Origin of the sequence: Cetobacterium sp. 2A, assembly GCF_014250685.1 — a bacterium.
GTDB lineage: Bacteria > Fusobacteriota > Fusobacteriia > Fusobacteriales > Fusobacteriaceae > Cetobacterium.
Genome location: NZ_JACFAJ010000014.1, coordinates 104,410 through 130,842 on the forward strand (window position 1 = coordinate 104,410; position 26,433 = coordinate 130,842).

Sequence of the window (26,433 nt, forward strand, 5' to 3'; positions counted from 1 at the left end):
CATGAAAAAAATTACAGATTCAAATCTATTGAATTCGATAGAAGAACTAACAAATTGTTTTGGTGCTCCAGGATTTGAAGAGGATGTACTAGAAATTATAAAAACAAAAGTAAATTCAAAAAGTATAAAAACAGATTCTATAAACAATCTTTATATAGGATTAGATGAAGTTGAAGATAATAAACCTATAGTTGCTTTTGATTGTCATAGTGATGAAGTTGGTTTTATTGTTGAAAATATTAATCCAAACGGTTCTTTAACTTTTTTACAACTTGGAGGATGGTATGTTGGTAATATACCTGCTCACGCTGTATTAATAAAAAATAGAAAAGGAGAATTTATAAAAGGTATTGTAACATCCAAACCACCACATTTTATGACTCCTGAAGAGCTTCAAAAACTTCCAAAACTAAATGAATTAACTATTGATATTGGAACAAGTAGCTATGAAGAAACAACTCAACTTTATGGAATAGAAGTTGGTAATCCTGTAGTTCCAGACGTTAAATTTTCATATGATGAAAAAATAAAAGTTATGAGGGCTAAAGCTTTTGATAATAGATTAGGTTGTATTGCTGTCATCGAAGTCCTAAATACTCTTATTAATAAAGATTTGAATATTAATCCAGTTGGAATTATAAGTTCACAGGAAGAAATGGGACTTCGTGGAGCAGAAGTTGCAGCTAAAAGAGTAAAACCAAATTTCGCTATAATATTTGAAGGTTCACCAGCAGATGATACTTTTAGAGATGGAAACGCTTCTCATGGTGCTTTAAGAAAAGGTCTTCAATTTAGAACTATAGATGGAGGAATGATTTCTAATTTAAGAGTTTTAAATTATGCTAGAAAGATTGCTGATGAGAAAAATATTCCTTATCAACTTATTGCTAGAGAAAAAGGTAGCACTAACGGTGCTAGATATCATATTTCTGGTTCTGGAATCCCTACTCTTGTAATTGGTATTCCTACAAGATATATTCATACACATTACTCTTATGCCTCTTTAGAGGACTTAAAATCGGCTATAAAATTGGCTCTCGAAATAGCTAGAAATATTACTAAAGAGGAAATAGAAAGTTTTTAAAATATAAAATTGGAGGAATTATTGTGAAACCATTAATTGGAATTACTTCTATGGCAGAAACTGGTGAAAGATTAATAACAAAAAATTTTATAAATTTTAATTATGTTAACTCGGTAATAAAAGCTGGAGGTATTCCAGTAATTTTACCAATATTAGATACAAATATAAATGATTCTTTTATAAACGACTACGTAATGAAGTTAGATGGAATTATTTTTAGTGGTGGTGAGGATATATCACCTCTTCTATATAATGAAAATCCAAATTTAAAACTTGGGAAAATTGATACAAAAAGAGATGTTTTTGAGTTAAAACTTTTAGCTGCTGCGTTAGAAAAAAATATTCCAATTCTAGGTATCTGTAGAGGATGCCAAATTCTAAATGTAGGACTAGGAGGATCTCTCTATCAAGATATTGATTCACAAGTTGAAAATGTTTTTAACCATCATCCAACTGGAATATTAGGAGAAGAAATTTATCACACTGTTAATATAAAACAGGATTCTTTTTTAAAAACAATTTTCACTGAAAATACTATTGGTGTAAATTCTTTCCATCATCAATCAGTTAAAACTCTTGCTCCTAGCCTTAAAATAAGTGCAACTTCAGATGACGGTATAATCGAAGCTTATGAATCAAATGATATGAATTCAAAATTTATAGTTGGGATACAATGGCATCCCGAAGCAATGGTAAATAAATTTGATATTTTTTTAAATATTTTTAAATTATTCGTTGAAAAATCTAATAAAAAAAATTAAATATATTAATAAGTATAGCGACTATAAAAAATTATAGTCGCTATACTTAATTTAAATTATTATAATTCATATATTTTTGAATATTTTTCCTTTAGATATTCAATATAATATTTTGGATTTAAATCTTCACCTGTAATTTCCTCGACTAATTCTTTAGGAGTTTTTAATTTCCCATATTGGTGAATTTTTTCATGTAACCAGTGTTTAATTTTTTCCATATCTCCACTTATCAATATTTTTTCCACATTTAAATCTTTTTTCATTTTATTATAAATTTGTGCTGAATAAGCATTTCCCAAAGCATAAGATGGAAAATAGCCTATAAGTCCACAAGACCAATGCACATCTTGAAGAACTCCTTCTCCATCATTCTTAGGTTCAACACCTAGATACTCTTTCATTTTTTCATTCCAAATTTTTGGCAAATCTTTTACCTTATACTCACCATTAAATATTCCTTTTTCAATTTCATATCTTACCATTATATGAAGAGAATAAGTTAATTCATCTGCTTCAACTCTTATAAGAGATGGTTGAACACTGTTTATTCCTTTATAAAAATCCTCAATTGAAATTTTTTCTAAAAATTTATAGTTATTTTTTAAGTTCTCATAAATTTTTATCCAAAACTCTTTAGATCTTCCTACAATATTTTCATAAAATCTAGACTGAGACTCATGTATTGCCATAGATGTTCCATCTGCTAGTATAGTCTCCTTTAAATCGTCTGATATTCCTTGCTCATATATTGCGTGGCCAGTTTCATGAATTGTACTAAATATAGAAGAGAAAGGCAGTTCTTCTATATATCTTGTTGTTATTCTTACATCATTCTTATTTACAGTTAAGGTAAATGGATGAGCACTTTCAGATATTATCCCTCTATTAAAATCAAATCCTAAATATTTTGCTAGTTCATTAGAGATTTTTTTCTGATTTTCTTTATCTACTTTTCCATTTATTACAGATGAAAAATCTTTATTTTTTTCTTTTATCTGCTTTAAAAGTGGGACAATTTCTGCTTTTAAAGAGTTGAAAAATATATCCAATTTTTCTGTTGTCATTCCTTTTTCATAGTCATCAAGAATCATATCATAGGGATTTTCTAGTTTCCCTCTATATTTTATAAATTTTTTATTAAAATCAAAAATTTTATCTAAACTATTTTCAAAAATTGAAAAATCATTTTTTTCTCTAGCTTCTGCCCAAATTCCTTGAGCTTTTGCTGTTAGTTCAGAATACTCTTTATATTCTAAAGCCGGAATTTTTTTTAGTTTTTCACTTTCTTCTAAAAGTTCTTCTATCTCTTTTTTTTCTGATATTGTCAATAAATTTTCATTTTTCTTTAAAAATCCAAGTAATTCTAAAAATTCTGACGATGTTGCAATTTCATAACTTTTTAAACTTAAATAACCTATCATTTCAGATAGTAACTTTTGTCCTTCCTTAGGAGCCTCAGTCTCTAAATCCCAGTGTATAACTGCCAAAGTGGAGTCTATTAGCTTTTTATCTTTTATGAGACTTCTGAACCTATCTCTTCTACTTTCCATAACAATCACCTCTAAATTTATTATAACATACAACTGTTGACATCAAGACGAGAATAATTTTATAATAAGACTATAAAATTACTTAATATTATCAAGGAGAAAAATAATGAATTCAAATTCTTTTTTACAAGAAGTAAGAGAAAAAATCTTAGAAAGAACTTTTTTTGTTGATTTTACAGTTCAATCTATTTATTTTGTTATAAAACTCTTTATTTGTATTTTACTGTATTACTTTACATTAAAAATAGTAAAAAAAATCCTTCCTGTTTTTAAAAATTCTAATGCTGAAAAAATTATGGATCAATCATTAAAAAGTTTTATAAGTTCTATTTTTAATATCGGTTTACATGCCTTTTTAATTACAATCTGCTTATTAATTTTAGGAATTAAAGAGAGTAGCTTACTTGCTTTCTTTGGTACTCTTGGAATTGGTGTTGGACTTTCTTTAAAAGATAATCTTTCTAATTTTTCCGGCGGAGTAATTATTTTGATATTTGAGATTTATAAAGTAGGGGACGAAGTTTGTATTGCTGATCATGTAGGTTATGTCTATCAAATAGATATTTTTTCCACAAGCATTAGAACACATAATAATGATTTGGTCCTAGTTCCTAATGGAAAAATTGTTTCAGATAAAATTATAAATTATACAAAAACTCCAATCAGAAGATTAAAGTTTATAGTTTCAATCAATTATAGTTGTGATATTGACAAAGCAAGAGAAGTACTAGAAATAATGCTCAGAGAGAATCCATTAGTTTTAAAAGAACCTTCAGTTTATTCTCACGTTGATGAATATGCAGATAGTTCAATCAATATAGCATTAAAAGGTTGGTGTATTAATGAAAATTATTGGACTATTTATAAAGAAACTTTAAATAATATAAAACCAACTCTTGATAGTAATAATATTGAAATGCCTTTTCCACAAATGGACGTTCACATGAATATAGTGAAGGAATAATTAATAAAAATCTATGTACCAGTTTATAAAATATTAGATTGATAATTTTCTAGAGATAGAACTTACAGTTTCCAAAAAGAATGAGTTTAGTGAATGAAAAAATTCTTCAAACGAAGCTAATATATATATATCATTATATTTGAGAAGTACAAAAATTGTAAAAAGCAAGAATATAATTATACAGTTACGCATGATAGCCTCCTTTAGATTAATTTATTTTATGTATATTTATATATTACCTCAATAACCTAAAAATTTCATCATAAAAAAAAGATTTAGAAAATAATGAAAGAAAATAAATATGATAATAATATTTTTTTACTTTAAACTAAATTTGAGGAGCGTCAATTGAATAAATTAAATGCTCCATCTCTTTACCATCATATATCTTAATATATTTATCTATTATTTTCATATTTAGTTTTTGTGCTACATTAATAGAATTAATATTATTGGGTCTTATTTGTGCTATCACCTTTAAGGAATTCAAATTATTAAAAGCATATTCTATACATGCTCTGGCTCCTTCAACAGCATATCCTTTACCCCACGATTTTTTGTTTAAAATATATGCTATTCCTACGAAAGATTTGTTATTTATTTCTTCAACTAAGGGCCCTATAACTCCAATAACCGTATCATTTTCTTTGCTAATTGCTAAAAAATAGCTATATCCTTCGTTATCGTACCTTTTTAAATTTTTATTTATCCATAATTTAACTTCATCATCAGAAAATGATTTTTCCCAAGCATACATAACATCTATATCTTGAAGAATATTTGCAATTTCTAAGTAATCATCTTTTTTTATTTTTCTTAAAATCAACCTCTCGGTTTCTATCATAACATCATGCATAGAATTTCTCCTTAATTTCATATTATAAGTTATCCATTTTTGTAAAAAAAACCTTCTAGATTAATGATATTATACCATTAATCTAGAAGGTTTTTTGATGTTTATTTTATCTGTTATAAACTTTAGTATAAAGTTCTTTTAAATCCTTTATATTAATTTCTTTTGGATTTCCACCTGCACAAATATCATTAAAAGCTTGTTCTGATAATTTATTTATATCTTTCATATTAAATATAGTTTTATTTAATTTAGGAATTCCTATTTTTTCAGAAAGCTCTCTAATCGCTTCTACGGCCATATATGCAGCTTTTTTATCTGAAAATCCTGATGTGTCCTTACCTAAAGCTTGAGCTATATTGGCAAACTTTTTATAATTTGAAGATAAGTTATATTCCACAACATCTGGAAGAAGTATTGCATTAGCTAACCCATGAGGAATATTATACTCCGATCCCAACTGGTGGGCTAAAGAATGAACTATTCCCAATCCACAATTAGAGAAAGAAAGTCCTGCAATATATGACCCCCATGCCATTTGAGAACGTGCTTCAATATCGTCTCCATTTTTTACAGCATTCTCTAAAGATTGACCAATTAACTTTATAGATTCAAGTGCCAATACATCACTTAATTCATATGATCCCTTCGTTACATAAGCTTCAATAGCGTGTGTTAAAGCATCCATTCCTGTTGCAGCTGTTAACCCCATAGGTTTTTTTACCATTAATTCTGGATCATTGACAGCTATTGTCGCTAAAGAATTTGAATCAATCATTACCATCTTTATTTTTCGAACTTCATCTGTTATAACATAGTTTATTGTTACCTCGGAAGCTGTCCCTGCGGTAGTATTAATTGCCACTATTGGAACAGATTTATTTTTAGATTTAAAAAGGCCTTCATAATCTCTTATATTACCACCATTATTCACCAAAATTCCCACGGCTTTTGCTGCATCTTGTGGTGATCCTCCACCAATGGAAATTATATAGTCACAATGATTAGCATGATATTCCTTCTGTCCGTTATATACATTTTCCATAGTTGGATTTTCTTCTACTTCACAAAATATTGTGTATTCAGTTGATATTTTCTCTAACTCATCGGTTACTTTTTTTACAACACCAAGATTTACCAAAGTTTCATCTGTTACAATAAAAGCTTTCCCTAAATTCATTTTTTTAACTTCATTAACTGCTTCTTTTAAAGCTCCAGGTCCTAATATATTGACAGATGGCCAATAAATTTTTCTTGTTGTTAGCATTCAAATCCCCTCCCATTTTATCAAAAATATTCCTGATACAATATATACTTTATAAATATTTTGTTGTCAATAATATTAATTTTATAAATAAGAAGCTAGTAGTTTCATTGTCTCAAGAACTCCCTCTACATGAGTTCTTTCATAATGATGTGAAGCGTCAACGTTTGGTCCTATGCAAGCTATTCTTACATCTGCCATTTGTAAAACTGCACCACTTGCATCTGAACCATATCTGTTATAAACATCTGATGTATATGAGATGCCCTCTTTCTCACAAATATTTATCATATTTTTTCTTATGCCAACATCGTATATAGTTTTGAAATCTTTTACTGTTATAGCAACTTTCTTTTCATCTCCCAATGAATCAGCAGTTACAATTCCTATATCCAATGCTATAAACTCTTTTACATCTTCAGGAATAACAGAAATTCCATGTCCTATTTCTTCATAATTAGAAATATAAATATATAATTTGTTTTTAGGTTTAATCTTATTTTCTTTTAAAAATTTTATATATCCAAAAATTTGAGCTATACAAAGTTTATCATCTAAATATTTTGATTTTATATATCCAGATTTACTCACCTTAAATTTAGGATCAAATGATACACAGTCTCCAACTCTTATTCCAAGATTTTCAGTTTCTTTACTATTAAACACTTCCTCATCCAACCTAACTTCCATTGTATCGGCTCTTCTAATAGTTTCCCTTGCCTCATCTCCATAGTGATGAGCAGAAGCTTTATTTGGAAGTAAAGTCCCTTCATATTCTTCACCTGTTAACGTATGGACAATTACATTATCTGACTCTAAAGAACCCCAAATAACCCCTCCCATGTTTGTTAACTCTAATCTTCCATTTGATTTTATCCTTCTTACAATTGCTCCTATGGTATCTATATGAGCTGAAATCATTTTCGCATACTCATTGTCCTCTCCATCTATAACAGCTATTAATGCTCCTTTGTTTGTATGGATATATTCAATTCCAAATTTTTCAAATTCAACTTCTACTCTTTTTGTTGCCAAATCTGTAAATCCAACAACACTAGGTATACTAATAAGTTCTTCAGTTAAGTTTAGTACATAATTCATATCAAAATTTTTCATAAAATCTCCCTATCCCCTTTGTTTTTACATTTCTATATTATATAAATTGTGATGTCCACTGGATTTATATTCAAATCCCTTAATATTTTTACGAAGTCCTATATTTTCTTTTCTATAAATAGTTGGAATAAGTGGAACTTCGTCATTCAAGATAATTTGTGCTTTTGAATACAACTCTTTTCTTTTATCTTGGTTCGTCTCTCTTTGTGCCGCTTCTATAATAGAGTCAAGCTCATTTGATTCATAAAAGCTTCTATTTCCATTAGCACCTTTTGAAGAGCTGTGTAGTAACGGATAAAGAGCATTATCTGCATCTCCTGTTCCTGCATTCCATCCACCAAGTAACATTTGATGTTCCCCATTAGCACTTCTTTGAAGATAAGATCCCCATTCTAAAATTTCTATTTCTAAATCAATTCCTATTTCCTTTAAATTTGACTGAATAATTTGAGCAACCTGAATTCTTACGGCATTATCATTTACCCATACTTTTATTTTTTTTGTTGGTTCGTTACTATCTTCCAAAAGTTTTTTAGCAACTTCTTGATTATAGCTATACGAAGTTAAATCTTGGTCACTTCCAAATACATAAGGACTTACAATCGTTGGAGCAGCTGAAGCTGTTCCTAAGTATATGGCTTCTGCAATTGACTCTTTATCTATAGCAGAAGAAATGGCCTGTCTAAACTTTTTATTGTTGAATGGAGCCGTCAAATTATTTAACTGGATAAATTCTGTACTATAGCTTAATTCAGAAATTAAAGTTAAATCTTGATTTTTTACGATTTGTTCTACATCTATTGGAGCTATCCCATAGGCTATATCAATTTCACCAGTTTCAAGAGCTATCAATCTATTTGTATTTTCTGGAATTACTCTAAAAATTATCTTATCAACTTTAGATTTTCCTAAAAAATATTCGTTAAAAGATTCAAGTTCTATATTTTCTCCAGATATCCAAGCTTTGTATTTGAATGGCCCTGTTCCTAGAGGTTCTTGTCTTACCAACTCCCCTTTATCCAGTGTATATTTTTTATTTTGAATCGCTGTTAAGGGATGAGCTAGACCATAAAGTATAGGTGTAAAAGTAGATTCTAATTCAATATTTACAGTATTATCGTCTATTTTTGTCACTTTTTTAATTTTTTCAATTACAGATCTACTTCCAGGCATAGAAAAAGCTCTTTCTAAACTAAAAATTACATCCTCTACAGTTAACGTTTCTCCGTTGTGGAATTTAACATTATTTTTTATTTTTATTTGTAAATTTAAATCATCCTTAAACTCCCAACTTTCAGCAAGTTCTGGAACTAATTCACCCTTTGAATTAACCCCTATTAAAGTATTAAAAATTTGTTTTGTGATTGCTAATGCTGGAACCTCATTATATAAATTAGGATCTAATGATTTTGGCTGAGCTCCCTGAGAAATTTTTAATATTTTTTCATTTGTTTTATTCTCTTTTTCTTGTTTTCCACATCCTATAAAACTTAGTAATAATATAATCCATAATAAAATATTTTTTTTAAAGTTCATATGTCCCCCCGTGTATTTATATCATTTTAGTTATACTGATTTTCAAATTTTAACCAATCTTCTTTTCCTTCCACAATACCACCAATCGATATATATCCAGTTTTATTTGCTCCTATTTTAAACTTTTTCTCTATTATTTTATTTGTTCCATCTTCAGTTTTAAAATTGATTTTTATAACATGGCTCGGACCTTTAACGGCAATTTTTGATTTTTTTCCACTGTTTACTTTAGTCTCTTTTAATCCATCTATAGAATAAACAATAACTTTTGGTGCTTTAAATTCTGCAACAGACACATTTTCAACAAAAATTTGATGCTGTTGTCCATAAATATATAGATAGTAAGATCCAATCATCGTGAAAATTATTAAGATTATCCAATTTCGAATTATCTTCATTAGTTATCACTTCCTTTATTTATATAAAGTTCGAATGCTTTTTTTCTCTCTTGTTTCTTTTCTTTATCTCTTCTCCATTCGTGTAAAACTAAAACTAATGCAATTATTCCATAAGAAATAAATACTCTAAAGAACTCTCCTATTTGTGCAGAACCTACAAGTTCTTTTCCTGCTCTTGGAGAAATTATAAACATCAAATGAAATAGTACAACTCCTGTTAAGGCGTTTGATATACTAGCTTTTACAACTGAAGCTCCTCCAATAAGTAATGCAGCAATTGAAAACATTCCAATTTGTTCATGGCTATTATAAGTATTCATAGTTCCTATATTTTGTAAAAATATTATTTGTCCAAAACTAGCAAGTACTGTAGATATAACAATAGCAATTATTCTTGTTCTATCAACCATTATTCCAGATGATTTAGCAACCTCTATATCTTGTCCGACAGCTCTCATGTCTTGACCAAGTTTTGTCTTTTTTATCCAAATTATAAATATACAAAGTAAAAATATTACAAAGAATGTCGCAAGTGGAATTGTTTGATCTCCAATTTTAAATGACCAGATATCATCCAATGCTCTTCTAACACCTTTTAAATCAATGGCATTTCTAATTCCAGTTCCTCTTGAAAGTATCAATTGTGGATTTTTTATTGAAATGAAGTTTCCCATTCCATATAAAACAATTAATTGATAAACTCCATTTACGAAAAATCCAAGCATCATCGAAGTAATCATTTCTTTTCCTTTTGCTCTATTTAAAACAGTTCCTCCTACAATTCCTAATAAAATTGCCATTGGAATTGAAATAATTGAAGCGAGTATTATTCCTTGAATTCCAACTATGTTCCATTCAGTTATAAAAATAAGAGCTAGTTGACCTGACATTGCACCTAAAATTATTCCAAAGTTAAGCCCCATACCAGCGATTATTGGTATTAAAAGAGAAAGAACTAAAAAAGAGTTTCTTCCAAGTCTTTCAATAATTTCCTGAACGAGATATGAACCTGTTAATTTAGAAACAGGAATGGCCGCCATTAAAAATAAAAGTATCATTAATGGAACTATATTATTAATTAAAAAACTTTTTATTTTTTCCATTAGTTGCTTCCTCCTTTTCTTGTAAGTGCATAAAGTATCATTCCATTTGAAATTATTACTCTTATTGTTTCTGACATATCCGTTTCTATAACACCACTTATAACTATTGGTGTCATTGTAATTATCCCTTGAAATAAAAATGTTCCTACTATTACGTTAAATATATTCGCTTTATTTATAGAAGCCCCACCTATTAAAATTGCAGCGATTGCAGGAAATGCCATGTAAAATGGTGCTAAATACAGTTGTACAAATCCAAAGCTCTGTTGGTATATAATTATTCCTACTGCCGCTACAACAGTAGAAATGATTATTGATCTCTCTCTCGTCTTATCAATATCTATTCCTATTGCTTGTGCAAATTTCTCATTACTTCCAACCGCCTTCATAGCCATACCTTTTTTTGTTCTAAAAAATTCATTCATAATAAATGCTAATATTAGAAAAAATATTATTTCTCCAATATAAGAAAAATTTTTGGGTAATCCAATCATATTTCCTAAAATCTTATCCCAATAACTTTCTATACTTATCGTTGTACGAAGTCCTTCTCCACCATATGCCCAAATCATATTGGGCTTCTTAAATGGTAAAATTATCCACATAATACACATTAGAGCTACAGATGAGAACCCTATATACGTAGCTATCATCATCTCTCCACCCTTTACTTTATTCAGTATTTTTCCATAAAGAGATCCAAAAACAATCGCAAAAGGAATAGAGATAAAAATAGCTCCTAAAAATCCAAAAATTCCAGTTAATCCAAGTTCTATACTTATAACTGCTCCTAACAGTCCTGCCTCTATTCCAAGGGGCATTCCAAAATTAAGTCCAGTTCCTGATTGTATCATTGGAATCAGTGATAAAACTAGAACTACATTCATTCCAAATCTTATTAGAGTATCATTGAAAGCTACTTTTAAATTTATTCCAACAAATGGAGCAATTATATAAAGCGACAAAAGAAAAACTCCTATTATGATTCTTGGAAGACCTACATTATTTATTATTTTTTTTATATTACTCATTTTCCTCACCTTTCAGTCCAACCATCATTTTTCCAAATTTTAACAAATTATCTTCTGGAGACAATATTCCAGCTATCTCGCCCTCTGTCACTATAGCTATTCTGTGGCAAATATCTCTTAATTCTTCTATCTCAGAAGAAGTTATAATAATTGTTGTTCCTTTTTCTTCGTTATATTCTCTTAACGTTTCAAGAACTAATTTTTTGGCTCCTACATCTATTCCACGAGTTGGTTCAGATACAAATAAAACTTCAGGATTCATTGTAAATGCCTTAGCCAAACAAACTTTTTGTTGATTACCACCACTTAATTCGCCAGTTTTTTGTTTTCCATTCGTACATCTTATTTCAAGTTTTTCAATATATTTTTTAGAATTTTTTTCAATTTCTTTATCATCAATTACTTGAAATAGTCCACCTAATTTTTTCTTTAAAAATTCATTTTTTATTTCTATAGCTGGATAAGCAATATTTTCATCAATACTTTTATCTAAAATTAATCCTACACCTTTTCTATCTTCTGATACAAAATATAATCCTTTTTTTAGTTGATCTATAGGTGTATTTAACTGTAGACTCTCTCCATTAAACTTTATTGTTCCGCCTGAAGTTGCAAGACCCATAACTCCATTTGCTATTCCTATTTTTCCTTGCCCTGCCATTCCACCAATTCCTAAAATTTCACCCTTTTTAACTTTTAAATTTACATTTTTTACTATTTCACCTGGCATATCAACCCATAAATTCTCTATATCTAAAATATTTTTTTCCTCAGAAAAATTTTTTCTTTTCTTTTTCGTATGATCTATTTTTCTTCCTATCATCCACTCAGTAATTTCGTTAACATTAGTTTCTTTAGTTGAAATTTCGTTTATTAAAACTCCATCTCTTAAGACTACAACTTTATCACATACTGTCATAATTTCATCTAATCTATGCGTAATAAAAAGTATGGATATTCCTTCATCTGCTAATCTTCTCATTGTCTTAAGAAGAATATCAGCCTCTGTTTCTGTAAGAACTGCTGTTGGTTCATCTAGTATAAGTAATTTTGTATTTTTTCTTTCTATTTCCCTAGCTATTTCTGTAAATTGTTTATGGGCAACCGACATCTCACTAACAACCGTTTCAGGATTAATTTGTACTCCTAAATGAGAAAATGCAACCGTTGCTCTCTCTTCTATTTTTTCCATATTTAACTGATTTAATTTTTCTCCAAACAATTCTTTAAAAATTGATTTATTTGTTGTCTCTCTATTAAGGACTATATTTTCTGAAGCTGTAAATCCAGGAATTAATGAAAACTCTTGATGAACCATTCCTATTCCAGATTCTAAGGCATCAAAAGAAGAACTAAAATTTATTTCTTTCCCTTGAAATAATATTTTTCCGTTATATCCTCCTGTACTAGCTATAACAGGCATTCCAAATATAATTTTCATTAAAGTAGATTTTCCTGCTCCATTTTCCCCAACTAATCCAATTATTTCCCCTGTTCTTACTTCCATATTTATATTTTTTAATACTTGGTTTTCCCCAAAACTTTTAGACAAACCCTCAATTTTAAGTAATATTTCTTCCAATCTACTCACCTCATAAAAAAGTAGCCACCAACCCATATATTTAACTTAGGTCAGTGGCAAACTCTATATTTATTTTTGTTTTAATTATTCTATTGAATCGTAAAATATTTTTCTGGAACTTCTGAAGTTGTCATTTTCATATATCCTTTTCCAAATACATAAGTATCTTGATAAAGTAAGAAGAAATTTTCTCTTTCCACACCTTTAGTATCTACATATGCACTTCCATTCCATCCAGCTCCCGGAGTATTTTTTTCAAATGTATTTTTTATAGAATCAAAATCTAAAATATCAGTTCCATTTTCTATTACATCTTGAATATGATTTCCTAAAGCAACTGTCGAACTGAAGTTATAAGAATATGCCCATGTTCCCATTCTTCCACTTCCACCTTTTTCTCCTACAGTTTTTTCAACCTTTGCTAATATTTTTGGCCAATTTCCCTTTTCATCTTCTGAGAAATTAATTCCTAATGCTCCAGGATATCCCATTGTAGGTGATGGTAAATCCGCTTCAATAAAATATCCACCTTTTTCTGCTATTCTTTTTAAAAGAGGCTCTGTATGAGCGTCGTTAGTAGCAAAGAAAGCAACATCAGTTCCATATTTATTTATCCAACTTGGTACTTGCTCAAGTATATATTGTTGAGCTCCTGCAATTCCAACATCACTAACTGGATCTGGAGCTGTCATGTCTATAAATTCTAATCCTAACTCTTTAGAAGCTTCAGACATAATATTTCTTCTTCTAGATAGTAATTCATAACTCATATGTCTTGGAAATGATATATGCATAAATTTTTTAGCACCTAAATCTTTTGCTGCTTTTACAATTAAATATCCTCTAGCAACATTATCTGGGTTAGTAACAAGATCTGAAACTTCTGTTATCATTTCTGGATCTTCATGTGGTGAGTTAGCTACCAATAAAATATCTGGTCTTTTCTCTCTTATTCTTCTAAAAGCTTCAACTGTTCCCGGAATAGCCTCTACAACTAAAACTGCTTTCATTTTTGGATCATCTGCTAATCCAACCATCTGAGAAATTGTAGTTTCCATTTCTTGCATAAAATTATCTGGATACGTAACATGAATTACTTTTCCACCCTTATCGGCAGATCCATAAAGTTCTATAAGTTTTTCTGCTCCACGAAGGCCATCTTCAGATTGAGACACGGTTCCAGAAACAACTCCTATATGATAGTCTTCCGCTGAAAAACCAACTAATGAAATTATAAAAGTAAACACCAATAATAACCATTTTTTCATAATTTTCTCCTCCTCTTAAAATGTATTCCAGTATCACTACTTTGTTTCAGTTTTAAAAAAATATTTTTATAAATTTTATATTTTAAAAGATATTAACTCATTTTTTGAAAAATAGCAACACATTAATGTTATTTTTTTAATATCATTGTACAAATAAAATATATTTAGTTAGTTTATACCACTAACTTTGTGAAAATAAGATTGTTGCATTTTAAAATAACGCATGTTATAATACTAGCGTAATTTATATTAGGGGGGATTTTATGAAAAAACTTTTTTTATTATTTTTACTTATTACAAGTTGTACATTTGCACTAAATTTTAATAACGAAACATACATTTTAAATGGAACAGGAGTTAGAAAAAAAGCAATAATTAAGCTCTACACTGCTAATCTTTATCTAAAAGAGAAAAATTCAAATGCTCAAAATATTCTTGAATCTAAAGAACCAATGTTAATAGAACTAACTATAAATTCAAGTTTAATTACTAGTGACGATATGAAAGAAGCAATAAATGATGGTTTTAAAAATTCGGCTACTAACTTTTCTAAATTACAAAAAAGAATTGATGAATTTAATGAAGTGTTTGTAAAAGAAAAAATTATCAAAAATGATATTTTTAAATTTGAATCTAAAGATAAAAATATAATTGTCTATAAAAATGAAATGTTTCTTACTAAAATCGAGGGACAAGATTTTAAAGAAGCTTTATTCGGTATTTGGCTAGGAGAAAATCCTATTGATAAAAATTTAAAACTAAATTTATTAAAATCTAAATAAAAAGATAGGGATAAAATCCCTATCTTTTTATAACTTTTATTAAAATAACTTTTCCTTTAATACTACATTTTTTTTCATCAAGTTCTCTTAAAAGTAAAAGTTCCTTAGATTTTAACACTATATCTTGATTTTCAAATTTAATCTCTGAAATTCCATCATAATTATAAATATAATTATCTCTAAATATTTCTATCTCTTCAAACTCTTTATTATCAATAATTTTTGCCTCTATATTGTATTTATTTTTTTTATAGATAACATTAAAATCTTCTGAAATTTGTAAAGCTTTCGATTTTGTAGAATCATTTCCAGAAAATTCATGTATTTTAAATTCCTTTAAATTTTCAAATTTTGAATTTTTACTTGATATTTCAATACTTCCTTTTAATATAACCAAAATTCTTTCGTAACCACGATAAAATGTAAAATCATTTTCCCCAGGATTTATAGAAGCTACTGAAATTCTTATATCAAAATCATCTTTTACAGTATAATTATCAGGTTTTATATATAATTGCGCTGTCAGTCCGCCACTCCACTGCGTTTTTGTTGCATTCGAATATTTTATAATTTCAAATTTCATTTTCTCCCCTTCATTAACTTTATTTATATATTATACCTCTTAATTAAAATATATATAATCAAAATTTAATCCCAACAAATTCATTTTATAAATGGTATAATAATAAAAATGAATAATGAGATAAAAGACAATTGAAAAAAAAAGTAGATTATGTTACAATTATTAAAATTAGAAACATCTAAAAAACAATAATAATAAAGTTTACTCATATATCTTGGTAATATGGTCCAAGAGTCTCTACGTTTTCGCCGTAAAAGAAAACGCTATGGGTAGAACTTATACTATATAAATATATCCTAACTATTTAGAAAGTATAGATTCTATCCACACAGAGTCTATACTTTTTTATTTACAAAAATTATTGGAGGATAATATGAAACAAATTTTAATTAAAAATGCCTATGTAGTTTCAATGAATAGTGAAAGACAAATATTCAACAATGGATCTATTCTTATAGAAAATAATCTAATCAAATCTATCGGTAAAGTTGATCCTTCTCTTGTAAACGAAGATGCAGAAATATACGATGCTGGTGGAAAAATAGTTCTTCCTGGATTTGTAAATACTCACGTACATCTTTCACAACAACTGGGAAGAGGAATTGCTGATGATGTAGATTTACTTACTTGGTTAAGAGAAAGAGTTTGGCCATATGAAAGTAGTTTTGATTATGAAGATTCTCTTATCTCCTCAACTGCTTGTTGCGTTGAACTAATTAAATCAGGAGTTACAACTTTTCTTGAATCTGGAGGACAATACGTTGATGCTATGGTTGAAGCTGTACAAAATACAGGTCTTAGAGCATGTCTTTCTAAGTCTGTTATGGATGAAGGGGAAGGACTTCCTAATCAATGGATAAAAACTACACAGGAAGAATTAGACTCTCAAATAAATCTTTTTAATAATCACAATGATACTGCCGAAGGAAGAATAAAAATCTGGTTTGCTTTAAGAACTATTTTTAATAATTCTGATGATTTAATAATCAAAACAAAAATGCTTGCTGATAAATATAATACGGGAATTCACATGCATATAGCTGAAATTGCTGCTGAAAATGAATACGTTAAATCATCTAGAGGAAATTCTACTGTTGAACAACTTCATAGACTTGGAGCCCTTGGTCCAAATCTTCTTGCAGTCCATACTGTGTGGCTTACTGATAGAGAAATTGACTTATTTAAATTATACGATGTAAAAGTTTCTCATAATCCTGCCGCTGCTATGAAGGTAGTTCTTGGATTTGCAAGAATTCCTGAAATGTTAGAAAAAGGGATTCCTGTTTCGATTGGAACTGATGGAGCTCCTTCAAATAATAGAATGGATATGATGAGAGAGATGTATCTTACTTCTCTTATTCATAAAGGTAGAACTTTAAATCCTCATTGTGTTCCAGCTGAACAAGTTTTAGAAATGGCAACTATAAATGGAGCAAAATGTGCTCTGTTGGATAAAGAAATCGGAAGTTTAGAAGTTGGAAAAAAAGCAGATTTAATAATTTTAAATCCAAATACTATTCACTCACTTCCAATGCATGATCCAATAGCAAATATTGTTTATACTATGTCTAGTGAAAATGTAGAATCAACAATTTGTAATGGAAAATGGCTAATGAAAGAAAGAAATGTATTAGTAATTAACGAGAATGAAATATTAGAAAAAGTTAAGTTACAAGCTGAAAAAATTAGAAAAAAAGCTAATATTAATTTACCATCTAGATTCCCAGTTGTGGATATAATATAAAGTGGAGGAAATAATGGAAAAAATATCTATAAACAATGAAAATAAAATTTTATCAACTATAAATTCATTTTTTAAAGTAGAAGAAAGAGGAAGTACAATAAAAACTGAAGTTATTGGTGGAATTACAACTTTTCTAACAATGGCTTACATAATATTTGTAAATCCAGCTATCCTATCTGCTACTGGAATGGATAAAGGAGCCCTTATCACTGTTACTTGCTTAGCTACAGCAATAGGAACTGCTGTAGCGGCCCTTTGGGCAAATGCTCCATTTGCGTTAGGACCAGGAATGGGATTAAATGCATTCTTTACTTATACGCTTGTTTTAGGACAAGGAATTCCATGGGAAGATGCTCTAGGTGTTGTTTTTATCTCAGGTCTTTTCTTCCTAATGCTAACTCTTGGTGGAATTAGAGAAAAAATTGCAAATGCAATTCCTTCGACGATATCTACAGCTGCTACTTCAGGAATTGGACTTTTTATAGCTTTCATAGGATTAAAGAGTATGGGAATAATAACTAGCAATTCTGCAACTCTTGTAAGTCTTGGTTCTTTCAGTTTACCTACTGTACTAGGTTTGATAGGATTAGTAATTATGGCTGTTTGTGAGGTTAGAAAAATTACTGGTGGAATACTTATAAGTATAGCTGCCACAACTGCTCTAGGAATTGTTTGTGGTCTTGTTGATGCACCAAGTTCAATAATTTCAATGCCACCAAGTATCTCTCCAATTTTTATGAAACTTAATATATTAGGGGCTTTAAAAATATCTCTTATGGGTTCTATTTTTTCTTTTATGTTTATAGATCTTTTTGATTCACTAGGATTTATGATGGCATGTTATAAAAATATGGGCCTTGTTCAGGGTGAAGAAGGGAAAAAAGGATTAGGTAGAATGTTACATGCCGATGTATCTTCAACTCTAATTGGTGCAGTTCTTGGAACAAGTACAGTTACATCTTTAGCTGAATCTGCTACTGGAATTGCAATGGGAGCTAGAACTGGCTTAGCATCTATTGTCACAAGTTTCTTATTTATTTTAGCCTTATTATTTACTCCTGTAGTTGGTATAGTTCCAGGTTTTGCTGCAGCGCCAGCTTTAGTTATGGTTGGAGTATTTATGTTTAAATCAATAGGAAATATTGATTTTTCAGATTTTAAACTCTCTATACCAGCATTTATCACAATAATTATGATGCCACTAACATACAGTATTAGTATCGGTCTTAGCTTTGGTTTTGTTAGCTACATAATCACACATGTTGCTGCAGGTGAAATGAAGAAAATTAATATTTCTCTTTGGGCAATAGGAGCTCTTTCTTTTATAAATTTAATAGTATAATATAGAAAAAGCAGAGTCATTTCGACTCTGCTTTTTTAATTAATTTAATGTTGTTAATTCTTTTGCTATTGCTGCTCCTAATCTTGCATTGTTGAAAACAAGCTCTATATTTGCAACTAAACTTTTCCCAGCTGTTATATCTTTAACTTTAGCTAAAAGGAATGGAGTACTTTCTTTTCCTTTTATTCCTTTTAATTCTGCCTCTGCTACAGCTGCATTGATTGCATTAGTTATAGTATCAAAATCCATTGCAAATTCTTCTGGAATAGGATTTGTTACAACCATTCCACCATTTAATCCTATATCCCATTTAGCTTTTAAAGCTTCTGCTATTTCTAACGGAGTTTCCATTTTATAATCTACTTTAAATCCACTTTTTCTAGTATAGAATGCTGGTAATTCTTCTGTTTGATAACCAACTACTGGTACTCCTTTTGTTTCTAAAAACTCAAGAGTTAATCCAATATCTAAAATTGATTTTGCTCCAGCGCAAACAACAGCAACATTAGTCATTGATAATTCCTCTAGGTCAGCAGAAATATCCATAGTAGTTTCTGCACCTCTATGAACTCCTCCAATTCCTCCAGTTGCAAATACTTTTATCCCTGCAAGTTCAGCAATTATCATAGTAGAAGCTACAGTTGTTGCTCCATCATCTTTTTTTGCTAAAATTACTGGAATATCTCTTCTACTAGCTTTTGTAACTGCAAGTCCTTTTTTACCTAAATAATCTATCTCATCTTTATTTAATCCAACAACTAACTTTCCATTTAATATTGCGATTGTTGCAGGAACAGCACCAGATTCTCTCACTATTTCTTCCACTTTTAAAGCAGTTTCAACATTTTGTGGATAAGGCATTCCATGAGATATTATAGTTGATTCTAAAGCTACAACTGGTTTATTGTTAGCTAATGCTTCCTTTATTTCTTCTGAAATTACTAAATACTTTTCTAAGTTCATTTAATTTCCCTCCTGGATTATATTTATATTATTTATACTCATATTTTTATTTATAGTGTCTTCACTTGATATTGCAATTGTTGCCGCTGCTATACCATTTTTACAACTCTGTAAAATATCTTCATCATTCATAAAACTGTATGCTATTCCAGCCATGAAAGCATCTCCAGCACCAGTCGTATTTACAACTTTTGCTTTTAAAGATGGTAATTTTTGTCTAATATCTTTATTGGCAAAATAAACTCCTTCTTCTCCTAAAGATATAAATACTTGTTTTACACCTTGATTAATGAACCAATCTGTAACTTTAATTAAATCTTCATCTGTAACTATTTTAATTCCTGAAAGTGCTTCTGCTTCAATTTTATTAGGTTTTATTGTATGAAATTTCCCTATAAAGCCCTTAACTTTCTCTGCCTTTATTGTAGAAACACAATCAACAAAAATTGGAATTTTGAATGTATTTACTATATATTCTAGTGTCTCTTTTGGCAAGTTAGTATCCACAATACAAAGTTTAGATTTTTCTATTATTTCACTTTTACTTTTTATAAAATTTATATCCATCTTATCATATAAATCCATCGCAGCTATAGCAACCCTCATATCTTTTTTTTCATCAAGAATAAAAAGGTAACTTGAAGTTACTGAATTTTGAATTGTTAACGAATTATTTATTCCAATTCCAAGATCTCTGCAATTCCTTCTGATTTCTTCACCATAGACATCATCGCCTAAAACTGTTATTAATTCAACTTCTTGCTCTAATCTTGAAAGATTATCAGCTATATTTCTACCAACTCCACCAAGAGAAAATTGAACTTTTCCAGGATTAGAATCATATTCTCTTAAATGTCCATGTGGAATTCCAGCAATATCAATATTAGTTCCACCAATGACAGATATATATGATTTTTTTTGTATAATATATCCTTTTCCAACTATTTTTCCCTTTTTCAGCAAATTGGAGATATGAACTGCAACAGAAGATCTAGTAATATTCGCTTTTTGTGCAAGTTCTGCTTGCGATATAAGAGGATTTTCCTCTATCCAATAAAGAATCTCTTTTTCTCTACTTGTCATAACTCTCCTCTCTATTAAACAAATGTTTATACTGTTAAGCTTATGTTTAATATTAACATTTATAAGATTTTTTGTCAATTGATTTTAACGACATTTAGGTGTATAATATCTAAAAATATTTAAGGAGAATAATTTGGAAAATCTAATTAATTATATCGCAAGTTTTTTCTTGGATATGGGATATACGGGAATCGTAGTAATGATGTTTCTAGAGGCTTCTTTCTTTCCATTTCCATCTGAAGTTTCCATGATTCCAGCTGGATATTTTATTTCGCAAGGCAAAATGACTTTTTTTATGGCAATCGGAGCAGGAATTTTAGGAAGTATATTGGGCTCTAGTTTAAATTATTTTTTAGGAAAATATTTAGGAAGAGAGTTTCTAAGTAAATATGGAAAATATGTATTCATATCTCATGAAAAACTAGAAAAAATGGATATACTTTTTAAGGAAAAAGGTAAATCAATTGTATTTTTTGGAAGGCTTATTCCAGTTGTACGTCAATACATTTCTTTTCCACCTGGAATTTCTAATATGAATTTTTATGTTTTTATGTTTTTAACTGGATTGGGATCAAGCATTTGGGTTACTTTTTTAGTTTTATTAGGTTATTTCTACGGCGATAATCAATCCCTAATTAATAATGCTTTAAATAACTTTAAATATCTTTGTATAATACTTTTAATTATTGGTTTTAGTATCTTTATTTATAATAAATTTAAAAATAAATCTAAATAAAAAAAAGCCTAAGTTCTCTAATAAAAGTGGAGAAATTTAGGCTTTTCTTATTTTTTTATACACTTAAAATATCCTACATGATATGTTAACTCTTTGCTTGAAAAACTTTTAATTTGACTATACGAAGATTTTCCAATTCCTGTTACACCTGTGTTTTTAATATGTCTAAGTAACTCTCTAGAATTTTCAAAACTAAGCACATGTACTTCTTCAAAATATTCTACCGATGCAAAATATCTATTTAACATTTCTTTCAAATCTTTACCGTTCCAATATTTCAAACCAATATTGAAGTGTTTTTGAATTTCTATCATATTCTCTTTTAAATAAATTGAAAAAACTAGTTCATTTGTCATATTAGAAAGTTTGCTAATTAGATTTTCTAAATTTTCTATCCATTGAAATGCAGAACTTGAAACTATTAAATCCATTTTTCCTAATAATTCATAATCTATAAGAGTCATATCTTTATTCATAAATTTGAAATAATTTATATTTTCTAAGTATTTTTGTGTATCAAAATAATCATTTAAATATAATTTTTCTATAGTTATATCTTTTATTAATTCTTTTGTAAAAATTCCTGTTCCACAACCTAACTCTAAAATTTTGGAATATTTTGATTTATCTAAAAAACTCTTAAGTTTTTTTGCCACTTTTTTCTGTATACAAGCATTGTCATCATATCTGTAAAAATTTTTTTCAAAATTCAAAACTTACACCTCATTTCTATTATTGATTAAAATATTATATCATAAATCATAAGAAAGGGTAACCTAGTTACAGGTTACCCTCCCAAACTACTTTTTAATTTTTTTGATTACGTCAATGATACTTCCATCTCTATATTCAACAACTGCTACTACTTCATCTGTGAACTCTATAGCTTTAGGCTCTCCTGTGATGAATTTAGCTGCTGCAACAAGGTCTTCCATTTCAATTAACTTTAATCCTGCTGCTATAAACTTTTCTTTAAGATCTGGTCTGTTTGGATTTACAGTAATACCCATATCAGTAACTACTACGTCTACTGTACTTCCTGGAGTTACAATTGTAGTAACTCTATCAATTATAGTAGCAAGTCTTCCTCTTATTAAAGGAGCAACTATAATAGACATTTTAGCTGATGCTGCAGTGTCCGAATGTCCTCCAGAAGCTTCTCTGATTACTCCATTAGAACCTGAAATTACGTTAACATTAAAGTCTTTATCTATTTCAAGAGCACTTAAAATAACGAAGTCAAGTCTATTTACTGCTGGTGATCCATTGAATGGATTTGCATAGAAATCAGCACTAATCTCTTCATGTTTTTCATTTTTTCCAACAGATACTGCAGCTCCTAAATCGAAACTTTGTGTATCGAATAATTTTCCAACTAATCCCTCTTCTAAAAGATCAACGAAAGCTTTTGTAATTCCTCCAAGTGCATAACTACACTTGATGTTCTTTTTGATTAATTCCTCTCTGATAAAACGAGTAACAGCTAAAGAAGCCCCTCCTGTTCCAGTTTGCATTGAGAATCCATCTACAAATAGTCCTGAAGCTAACATAGCCTCTAAAACCTTTTTAGCTATAAGTAATTCTTTAGGATTAGATGTGAAACGAGTTGCTCCAGACATAATTCCACTTGAGTCTCCGATTTCATCTACAACTACAACATAATCAACATCAGTTTGAGGTATGCTGATAGGATGATTTGGGTATGAAACTAACGAGTCAGTTATCATTACTACTTTTTTAGCATGAGCTGCATCTACTTTTGCGTATCCTAATGATCCACAAATAGATTTTCCAACTACACCATTTGAGTTACCCATACAATCAGAAGATGAAGCACCTAAGAATGCAACATCTATCTTTACATCTCCTTCAACTATTGCTCTAGCTCTTCCACCATGTGATCTTATAACTGCTGGATACTCTAAAACACCTTCAGATACTGCAGATGCTAATTTCCCTCTAAGTCCACTTGATTCTATTCTATTTACTACACCATTTTTTATATGGTCAACCATACACTCATGAGCTTGAGTAAATGAACTTGCTGCAACTCTTAAATCTTTGAATCCCATTTTAGCTATGATATCCATTACCATTGGAAGAACTTTATCTCCATTTCTAAAATGGTGATGGAAAGAAATTGTCATTCCATCTTTTAATCCTGAAAGCTTTATAGCTTCCTCAACTGAAGATATAACTTTATCTCTTCTTACTTGATCTTTTAAATTTTCAGCATTTACTACTGTTCCTTCTGGTTGTAAAGCAAACGGAGTATCATATGCTACTCTATTTTCATATCCTTTAATACCTTTTAAAAGGTCATTAGTTACTCTTTTATTTTCCATATTAATTCAACCCCTCTAAACTAATTCCTGCTGCTTTAGCTAGGTTTAGTACATGATAAGCTCTTTCGATAATAGGTTTATCCACCATTTTACCATCTACAGTGAATACTCCTTTTCCTTCAGCCATAGCTTCTTCAGTAGCAGCTATTATCTTTAGTGATTTTTTTATATTTTTTTCATCTGGAGTATAAACTTGATGAATAAGTTCTATTTGTCTTGGGTGGATAAGAGACTTTCCATCGAATCCCATTTGTTTAATAGTGTTAGCTTCATTTAAGAATCCTTCATCATTGTTTACATCTGAGTATACTGAATCCATTGCTGAAATTCCTGATGCTCTTGCTGCCATAACTATCATACTTCTAGCCATAAGCATTTCTACTCCACTAGTTGATCTTGTAGTTTTTAAGTTTGTTACATAGTCTTCTCCACCTATTGCCATTCCAATAAGTCTTGATGAAGAACGAGCTATTTCAAGAGCATTTAAAGCTCCTAAAGGACTCTCTATAGCTACCATTATTTTAGTAGTTCCAACTGGAATTCCAGCTTCCTTTTCTATTCTTTCAATATGCTCTTCAACATCATGAACATCTTTAGCTGTATCTGTTTTAGGAATACGAATTACTTCTACTCCTGATCTAACCATAAATTCAAGATCTTGTATTCCGTACTCAGAATCTAGTGAATTGATACGAACAACTGTCTCTATTCCTTCTCTTTTGTATAAATCTTTAAATTTTTGTAACATATTGAATACTAAGAATCTAGCTGAATCTTTTTCTGTTACAGCGATTGCGTCCTCTAAATCAAACATAACTGAATCAGGTTTATATATATGTACATCTTTTATAATTGCTGGATTATTTCCAGGAACAAAAAGCATAGATCTTCTTAATTTCATATTTCCTCCTATTACCACTTATAGTTTTTAACTTCAGCGGCTCTTAATATTGCTGTTTGTACTCTACTTTTAATAACTGGATCAATAGCACCTTTGTCATTAGCTATAACTCTAACAGAAGTTACACCTAAATCATTTAAAGTTTCCATTATAACTGCTTTAATACTGTCTCCAAATTGAGCCATAACAGCACTTTCTAGGTTTATTTCAATTCCTGAAACCCCAGGTTCCACAATAATATGAATGTCGCTTGACTCTAAAGTTCCGGCGGCAGCTCTTACTTTTAACTCCATTTTATTCCTCCCTTTATCTATTTAAACATTGCTAGAAGAACTCCAGCTGCAACTGCTGAACCGATAACTCCAGCAACGTTTGGTCCCATTGCGTGCATCAGTAAGAAATTGCTTGGATTTTCCTCTTGACCAACTTTTTGTACAATTCTAGCAGCCATAGGTACAGCACTTACTCCTGCAGCTCCTATCATAGGATTTACTTTTCCACCACTTAATTTACACATAACTTTTCCAAAAAGAACTCCACTTGCAGTTCCAAATGAGAATGCAAATAGTCCTAATACAATAATTTTAATTGTTGCTAGGTTTAAAAATGCAGATGCACTTGTAGTAGCTCCAACTGTTACTCCTAATATAATAGTGATAGAGTAAAGCATAGCACCTTTTATATGTTCAACTAAGTTAGGAACAAGACCACATTCTTTAACTAAATTTCCAAGCATAAGCATTCCAACTAATGGAGCTGATGATGGAATTAACATTACAACAACTATTGTTACAACTATTGGGAAAAGAATTTTCTCACGTTTACTTACATTTCTTAATTGTACCATTTTAATTTGTCTCTCTTTTTTATTAGTCAATAGACGAATAATAGGAGGTTGAATAACTGGTACTAAGGCCATATAAGAATAAGCTGCAACCGCAATTGGTCCAAGCATATGAGGAGCAAGTTTAGATGTTAAATAGATTGCTGTTGGACCATCCGCTCCTCCGATTATTCCAACCGAAGCTGCTTCATTTCCATTTAATCCAAGTAATATCGAACCTATAAAAGCTCCGAAAATTCCAAATTGAGCCGCAGCTCCAAGTAGTAAACTCTTAGGATTAGCAATTAATGGACCGAAATCTGTACTCGCTCCGATAGCCAAGAAAATAAGTGGAGGATAAATTCCAAGTTTTACCCCTTGATATAGGTAATAAAGTAATCCACCTTTTTCCATAAGTCCTTCTCCTATCGGAGAAGGTAAATTTACAAGCAACATACCAAATGATATTGGTAGTAGAAGATATGGTTCATACTGCTTCTTTACTGCTAAATATATTAAAAATAATGCAACCATTATCATAATTATCTGGTCCATGCTAATCATAGCTATACCAGTAGTTAGATAAAGAGTTTTGAATAATTCCATTTTATGACTCCTTTC

At 29.6% G+C, this 26,433-nt stretch carries 25 protein-coding genes and 1 riboswitch; of the genes, 7 read left to right on the forward strand and 18 right to left on the reverse strand.

Annotated features, from left to right (window positions below):
* Window position 1: 1 nt before the first annotated feature.
* Together H3N56_RS12960 and H3N56_RS12965 are read left to right on the forward strand one after the other, a co-directional pair.
* The gene (locus H3N56_RS12960; protein ID WP_185881597.1) at window positions 2–1,084 is read left to right on the forward strand and encodes a M42 family metallopeptidase; all 1,083 of its coding nucleotides are present in this window, start codon (window positions 2–4) and stop codon (window positions 1,082–1,084) included.
* A gap of 23 nt (window positions 1,085–1,107) precedes the next feature.
* Window positions 1,108–1,845, forward strand: a complete 738-nt coding sequence (locus H3N56_RS12965; RefSeq protein ID WP_185881598.1) for a gamma-glutamyl-gamma-aminobutyrate hydrolase family protein — start codon at window positions 1,108–1,110, stop codon at window positions 1,843–1,845.
* Between the two features lie 59 nt (window positions 1,846–1,904).
* Here H3N56_RS12965 and H3N56_RS12970 read toward each other — a convergent pair whose 3' ends face one another.
* Window positions 1,905–3,395, reverse strand: a complete 1,491-nt coding sequence (locus H3N56_RS12970) for a carboxypeptidase M32 (protein WP_185881599.1) — start codon at window positions 3,393–3,395, stop codon at window positions 1,905–1,907.
* Between the two features lie 106 nt (window positions 3,396–3,501).
* On the opposite strand from H3N56_RS12970, the gene H3N56_RS12975 reads away from it, so the two are divergent.
* A complete protein-coding gene (locus tag H3N56_RS12975) occupies window positions 3,502–4,359 on the forward strand; it encodes a mechanosensitive ion channel family protein (RefSeq protein ID WP_185881600.1) in 858 nt (285 codons plus the stop codon).
* A gap of 328 nt (window positions 4,360–4,687) precedes the next feature.
* Here H3N56_RS12975 and H3N56_RS12980 read toward each other — a convergent pair whose 3' ends face one another.
* The 9 genes from H3N56_RS12980 to H3N56_RS13020 all read right to left on the reverse strand — a co-directional run bounded on the left by H3N56_RS12980 (window position 4,688) and on the right by H3N56_RS13020 (window position 14,510).
* Window positions 4,688–5,215 carry a GNAT family N-acetyltransferase gene (locus H3N56_RS12980; protein WP_221893504.1) on the reverse strand — a complete coding sequence of 176 codons (528 nt, stop codon included), beginning with the start codon at window positions 5,213–5,215 and terminating at the stop codon, window positions 4,688–4,690.
* A gap of 106 nt (window positions 5,216–5,321) precedes the next feature.
* Window positions 5,322–6,479 carry an iron-containing alcohol dehydrogenase gene (locus tag H3N56_RS12985; protein WP_185881601.1) on the reverse strand — a complete coding sequence of 386 codons (1,158 nt, stop codon included), beginning with the start codon at window positions 6,477–6,479 and terminating at the stop codon, window positions 5,322–5,324.
* Between the two features lie 81 nt (window positions 6,480–6,560).
* Window positions 6,561–7,592: a M42 family metallopeptidase gene (locus H3N56_RS12990; protein WP_185881602.1), complete on the reverse strand. Its 1,032-nt coding sequence runs from the start codon at window positions 7,590–7,592 to the stop codon at window positions 6,561–6,563.
* A gap of 24 nt (window positions 7,593–7,616) precedes the next feature.
* Window positions 7,617–9,128, reverse strand: a complete 1,512-nt coding sequence (locus H3N56_RS12995; RefSeq protein WP_185881603.1) for an ABC transporter substrate-binding protein — start codon at window positions 9,126–9,128, stop codon at window positions 7,617–7,619.
* Between the two features lie 26 nt (window positions 9,129–9,154).
* The gene (locus H3N56_RS13000) at window positions 9,155–9,526 is read right to left on the reverse strand and encodes a DUF6672 family protein (protein ID WP_185881604.1); all 372 of its coding nucleotides are present in this window, start codon (window positions 9,524–9,526) and stop codon (window positions 9,155–9,157) included.
* The gene (locus tag H3N56_RS13005) at window positions 9,526–10,629 is read right to left on the reverse strand and encodes an ABC transporter permease (RefSeq protein WP_185881605.1); all 1,104 of its coding nucleotides are present in this window, start codon (window positions 10,627–10,629) and stop codon (window positions 9,526–9,528) included. The genes H3N56_RS13000 and H3N56_RS13005 overlap by 1 nt, the downstream gene beginning before the upstream one ends.
* Window positions 10,629–11,642 (reverse strand): ABC transporter permease, encoded by a 1,014-nt coding sequence (locus H3N56_RS13010; protein WP_332478734.1) that lies wholly within the window; start codon window positions 11,640–11,642, stop codon window positions 10,629–10,631. Before H3N56_RS13010 ends, H3N56_RS13005 begins: the two co-directional genes overlap by 1 nt.
* Before the next feature lie 10 nt (window positions 11,643–11,652).
* Window positions 11,653–13,242 (reverse strand): sugar ABC transporter ATP-binding protein, encoded by a 1,590-nt coding sequence (locus H3N56_RS13015; RefSeq protein ID WP_185881607.1) that lies wholly within the window; start codon window positions 13,240–13,242, stop codon window positions 11,653–11,655.
* A gap of 89 nt (window positions 13,243–13,331) precedes the next feature.
* Window positions 13,332–14,510: a DUF3798 domain-containing protein gene (locus tag H3N56_RS13020; RefSeq protein ID WP_185881608.1), complete on the reverse strand. Its 1,179-nt coding sequence runs from the start codon at window positions 14,508–14,510 to the stop codon at window positions 13,332–13,334.
* A gap of 263 nt (window positions 14,511–14,773) precedes the next feature.
* On the opposite strand from H3N56_RS13020, the gene H3N56_RS13025 reads away from it, so the two are divergent.
* Window positions 14,774–15,292 carry a chalcone isomerase family protein gene (locus H3N56_RS13025; RefSeq protein WP_185881609.1) on the forward strand — a complete coding sequence of 173 codons (519 nt, stop codon included), beginning with the start codon at window positions 14,774–14,776 and terminating at the stop codon, window positions 15,290–15,292.
* Between the two features lie 19 nt (window positions 15,293–15,311).
* Here H3N56_RS13025 and H3N56_RS13030 read toward each other — a convergent pair whose 3' ends face one another.
* On the reverse strand, window positions 15,312–15,875 hold the full coding sequence (locus tag H3N56_RS13030; RefSeq protein ID WP_185881610.1) for a HutD family protein: 564 nt from the start codon (window positions 15,873–15,875) through the stop codon (window positions 15,312–15,314).
* Between the two features lie 185 nt (window positions 15,876–16,060).
* Window positions 16,061–16,161: riboswitch (purine riboswitch) on the forward strand.
* Between the two features lie 87 nt (window positions 16,162–16,248).
* Between H3N56_RS13030 and H3N56_RS13035 the strand changes: the two genes are divergently transcribed.
* Both H3N56_RS13035 and H3N56_RS13040 read left to right on the forward strand, forming a co-directional pair.
* Window positions 16,249–17,619: an amidohydrolase gene (locus H3N56_RS13035; protein ID WP_185881611.1), complete on the forward strand. Its 1,371-nt coding sequence runs from the start codon at window positions 16,249–16,251 to the stop codon at window positions 17,617–17,619.
* A 13-nt stretch (window positions 17,620–17,632) separates the two neighbouring features.
* Window positions 17,633–18,961: an NCS2 family permease gene (locus tag H3N56_RS13040; protein WP_185881612.1), complete on the forward strand. Its 1,329-nt coding sequence runs from the start codon at window positions 17,633–17,635 to the stop codon at window positions 18,959–18,961.
* A 39-nt stretch (window positions 18,962–19,000) separates the two neighbouring features.
* Here H3N56_RS13040 and H3N56_RS13045 read toward each other — a convergent pair whose 3' ends face one another.
* Complete coding sequence (locus H3N56_RS13045; protein ID WP_185881613.1) at window positions 19,001–19,924, reverse strand: pseudouridine-5'-phosphate glycosidase; 924 nt, start codon at window positions 19,922–19,924, stop codon at window positions 19,001–19,003.
* A complete protein-coding gene (locus tag H3N56_RS13050) occupies window positions 19,925–21,007 on the reverse strand; it encodes a PfkB family carbohydrate kinase (protein ID WP_185881614.1) in 1,083 nt (360 codons plus the stop codon).
* A 133-nt stretch (window positions 21,008–21,140) separates the two neighbouring features.
* Here H3N56_RS13050 and H3N56_RS13055 point away from each other — a divergent pair, with 133 nt between their 5' ends.
* Complete coding sequence (locus H3N56_RS13055) at window positions 21,141–21,743, forward strand: DedA family protein (protein WP_221893505.1); 603 nt, start codon at window positions 21,141–21,143, stop codon at window positions 21,741–21,743.
* A gap of 47 nt (window positions 21,744–21,790) precedes the next feature.
* Here H3N56_RS13055 and H3N56_RS13060 read toward each other — a convergent pair whose 3' ends face one another.
* The 5 genes from H3N56_RS13060 to H3N56_RS13080 form a co-directional block, all read right to left on the reverse strand.
* Complete coding sequence (locus H3N56_RS13060) at window positions 21,791–22,456, reverse strand: methyltransferase domain-containing protein (RefSeq protein ID WP_185881615.1); 666 nt, start codon at window positions 22,454–22,456, stop codon at window positions 21,791–21,793.
* A gap of 87 nt (window positions 22,457–22,543) precedes the next feature.
* The gene (gene citF, locus H3N56_RS13065) at window positions 22,544–24,088 is read right to left on the reverse strand and encodes a citrate lyase subunit alpha (RefSeq protein WP_185881616.1); all 1,545 of its coding nucleotides are present in this window, start codon (window positions 24,086–24,088) and stop codon (window positions 22,544–22,546) included.
* 1 nt (window position 24,089) lies between these two features.
* The gene (locus H3N56_RS13070; protein ID WP_185881617.1) at window positions 24,090–24,989 is read right to left on the reverse strand and encodes an aldolase/citrate lyase family protein; all 900 of its coding nucleotides are present in this window, start codon (window positions 24,987–24,989) and stop codon (window positions 24,090–24,092) included.
* Window positions 24,990–25,000: 11 nt separating this feature from the next.
* A complete protein-coding gene (gene citD / locus H3N56_RS13075) occupies window positions 25,001–25,282 on the reverse strand; it encodes a citrate lyase acyl carrier protein (RefSeq protein ID WP_185881618.1) in 282 nt (93 codons plus the stop codon).
* Between the two features lie 17 nt (window positions 25,283–25,299).
* A complete protein-coding gene (locus H3N56_RS13080) occupies window positions 25,300–26,418 on the reverse strand; it encodes a sodium ion-translocating decarboxylase subunit beta (RefSeq protein WP_185881619.1) in 1,119 nt (372 codons plus the stop codon).
* Between the last annotated feature and the right edge of the window lie 15 nt (window positions 26,419–26,433).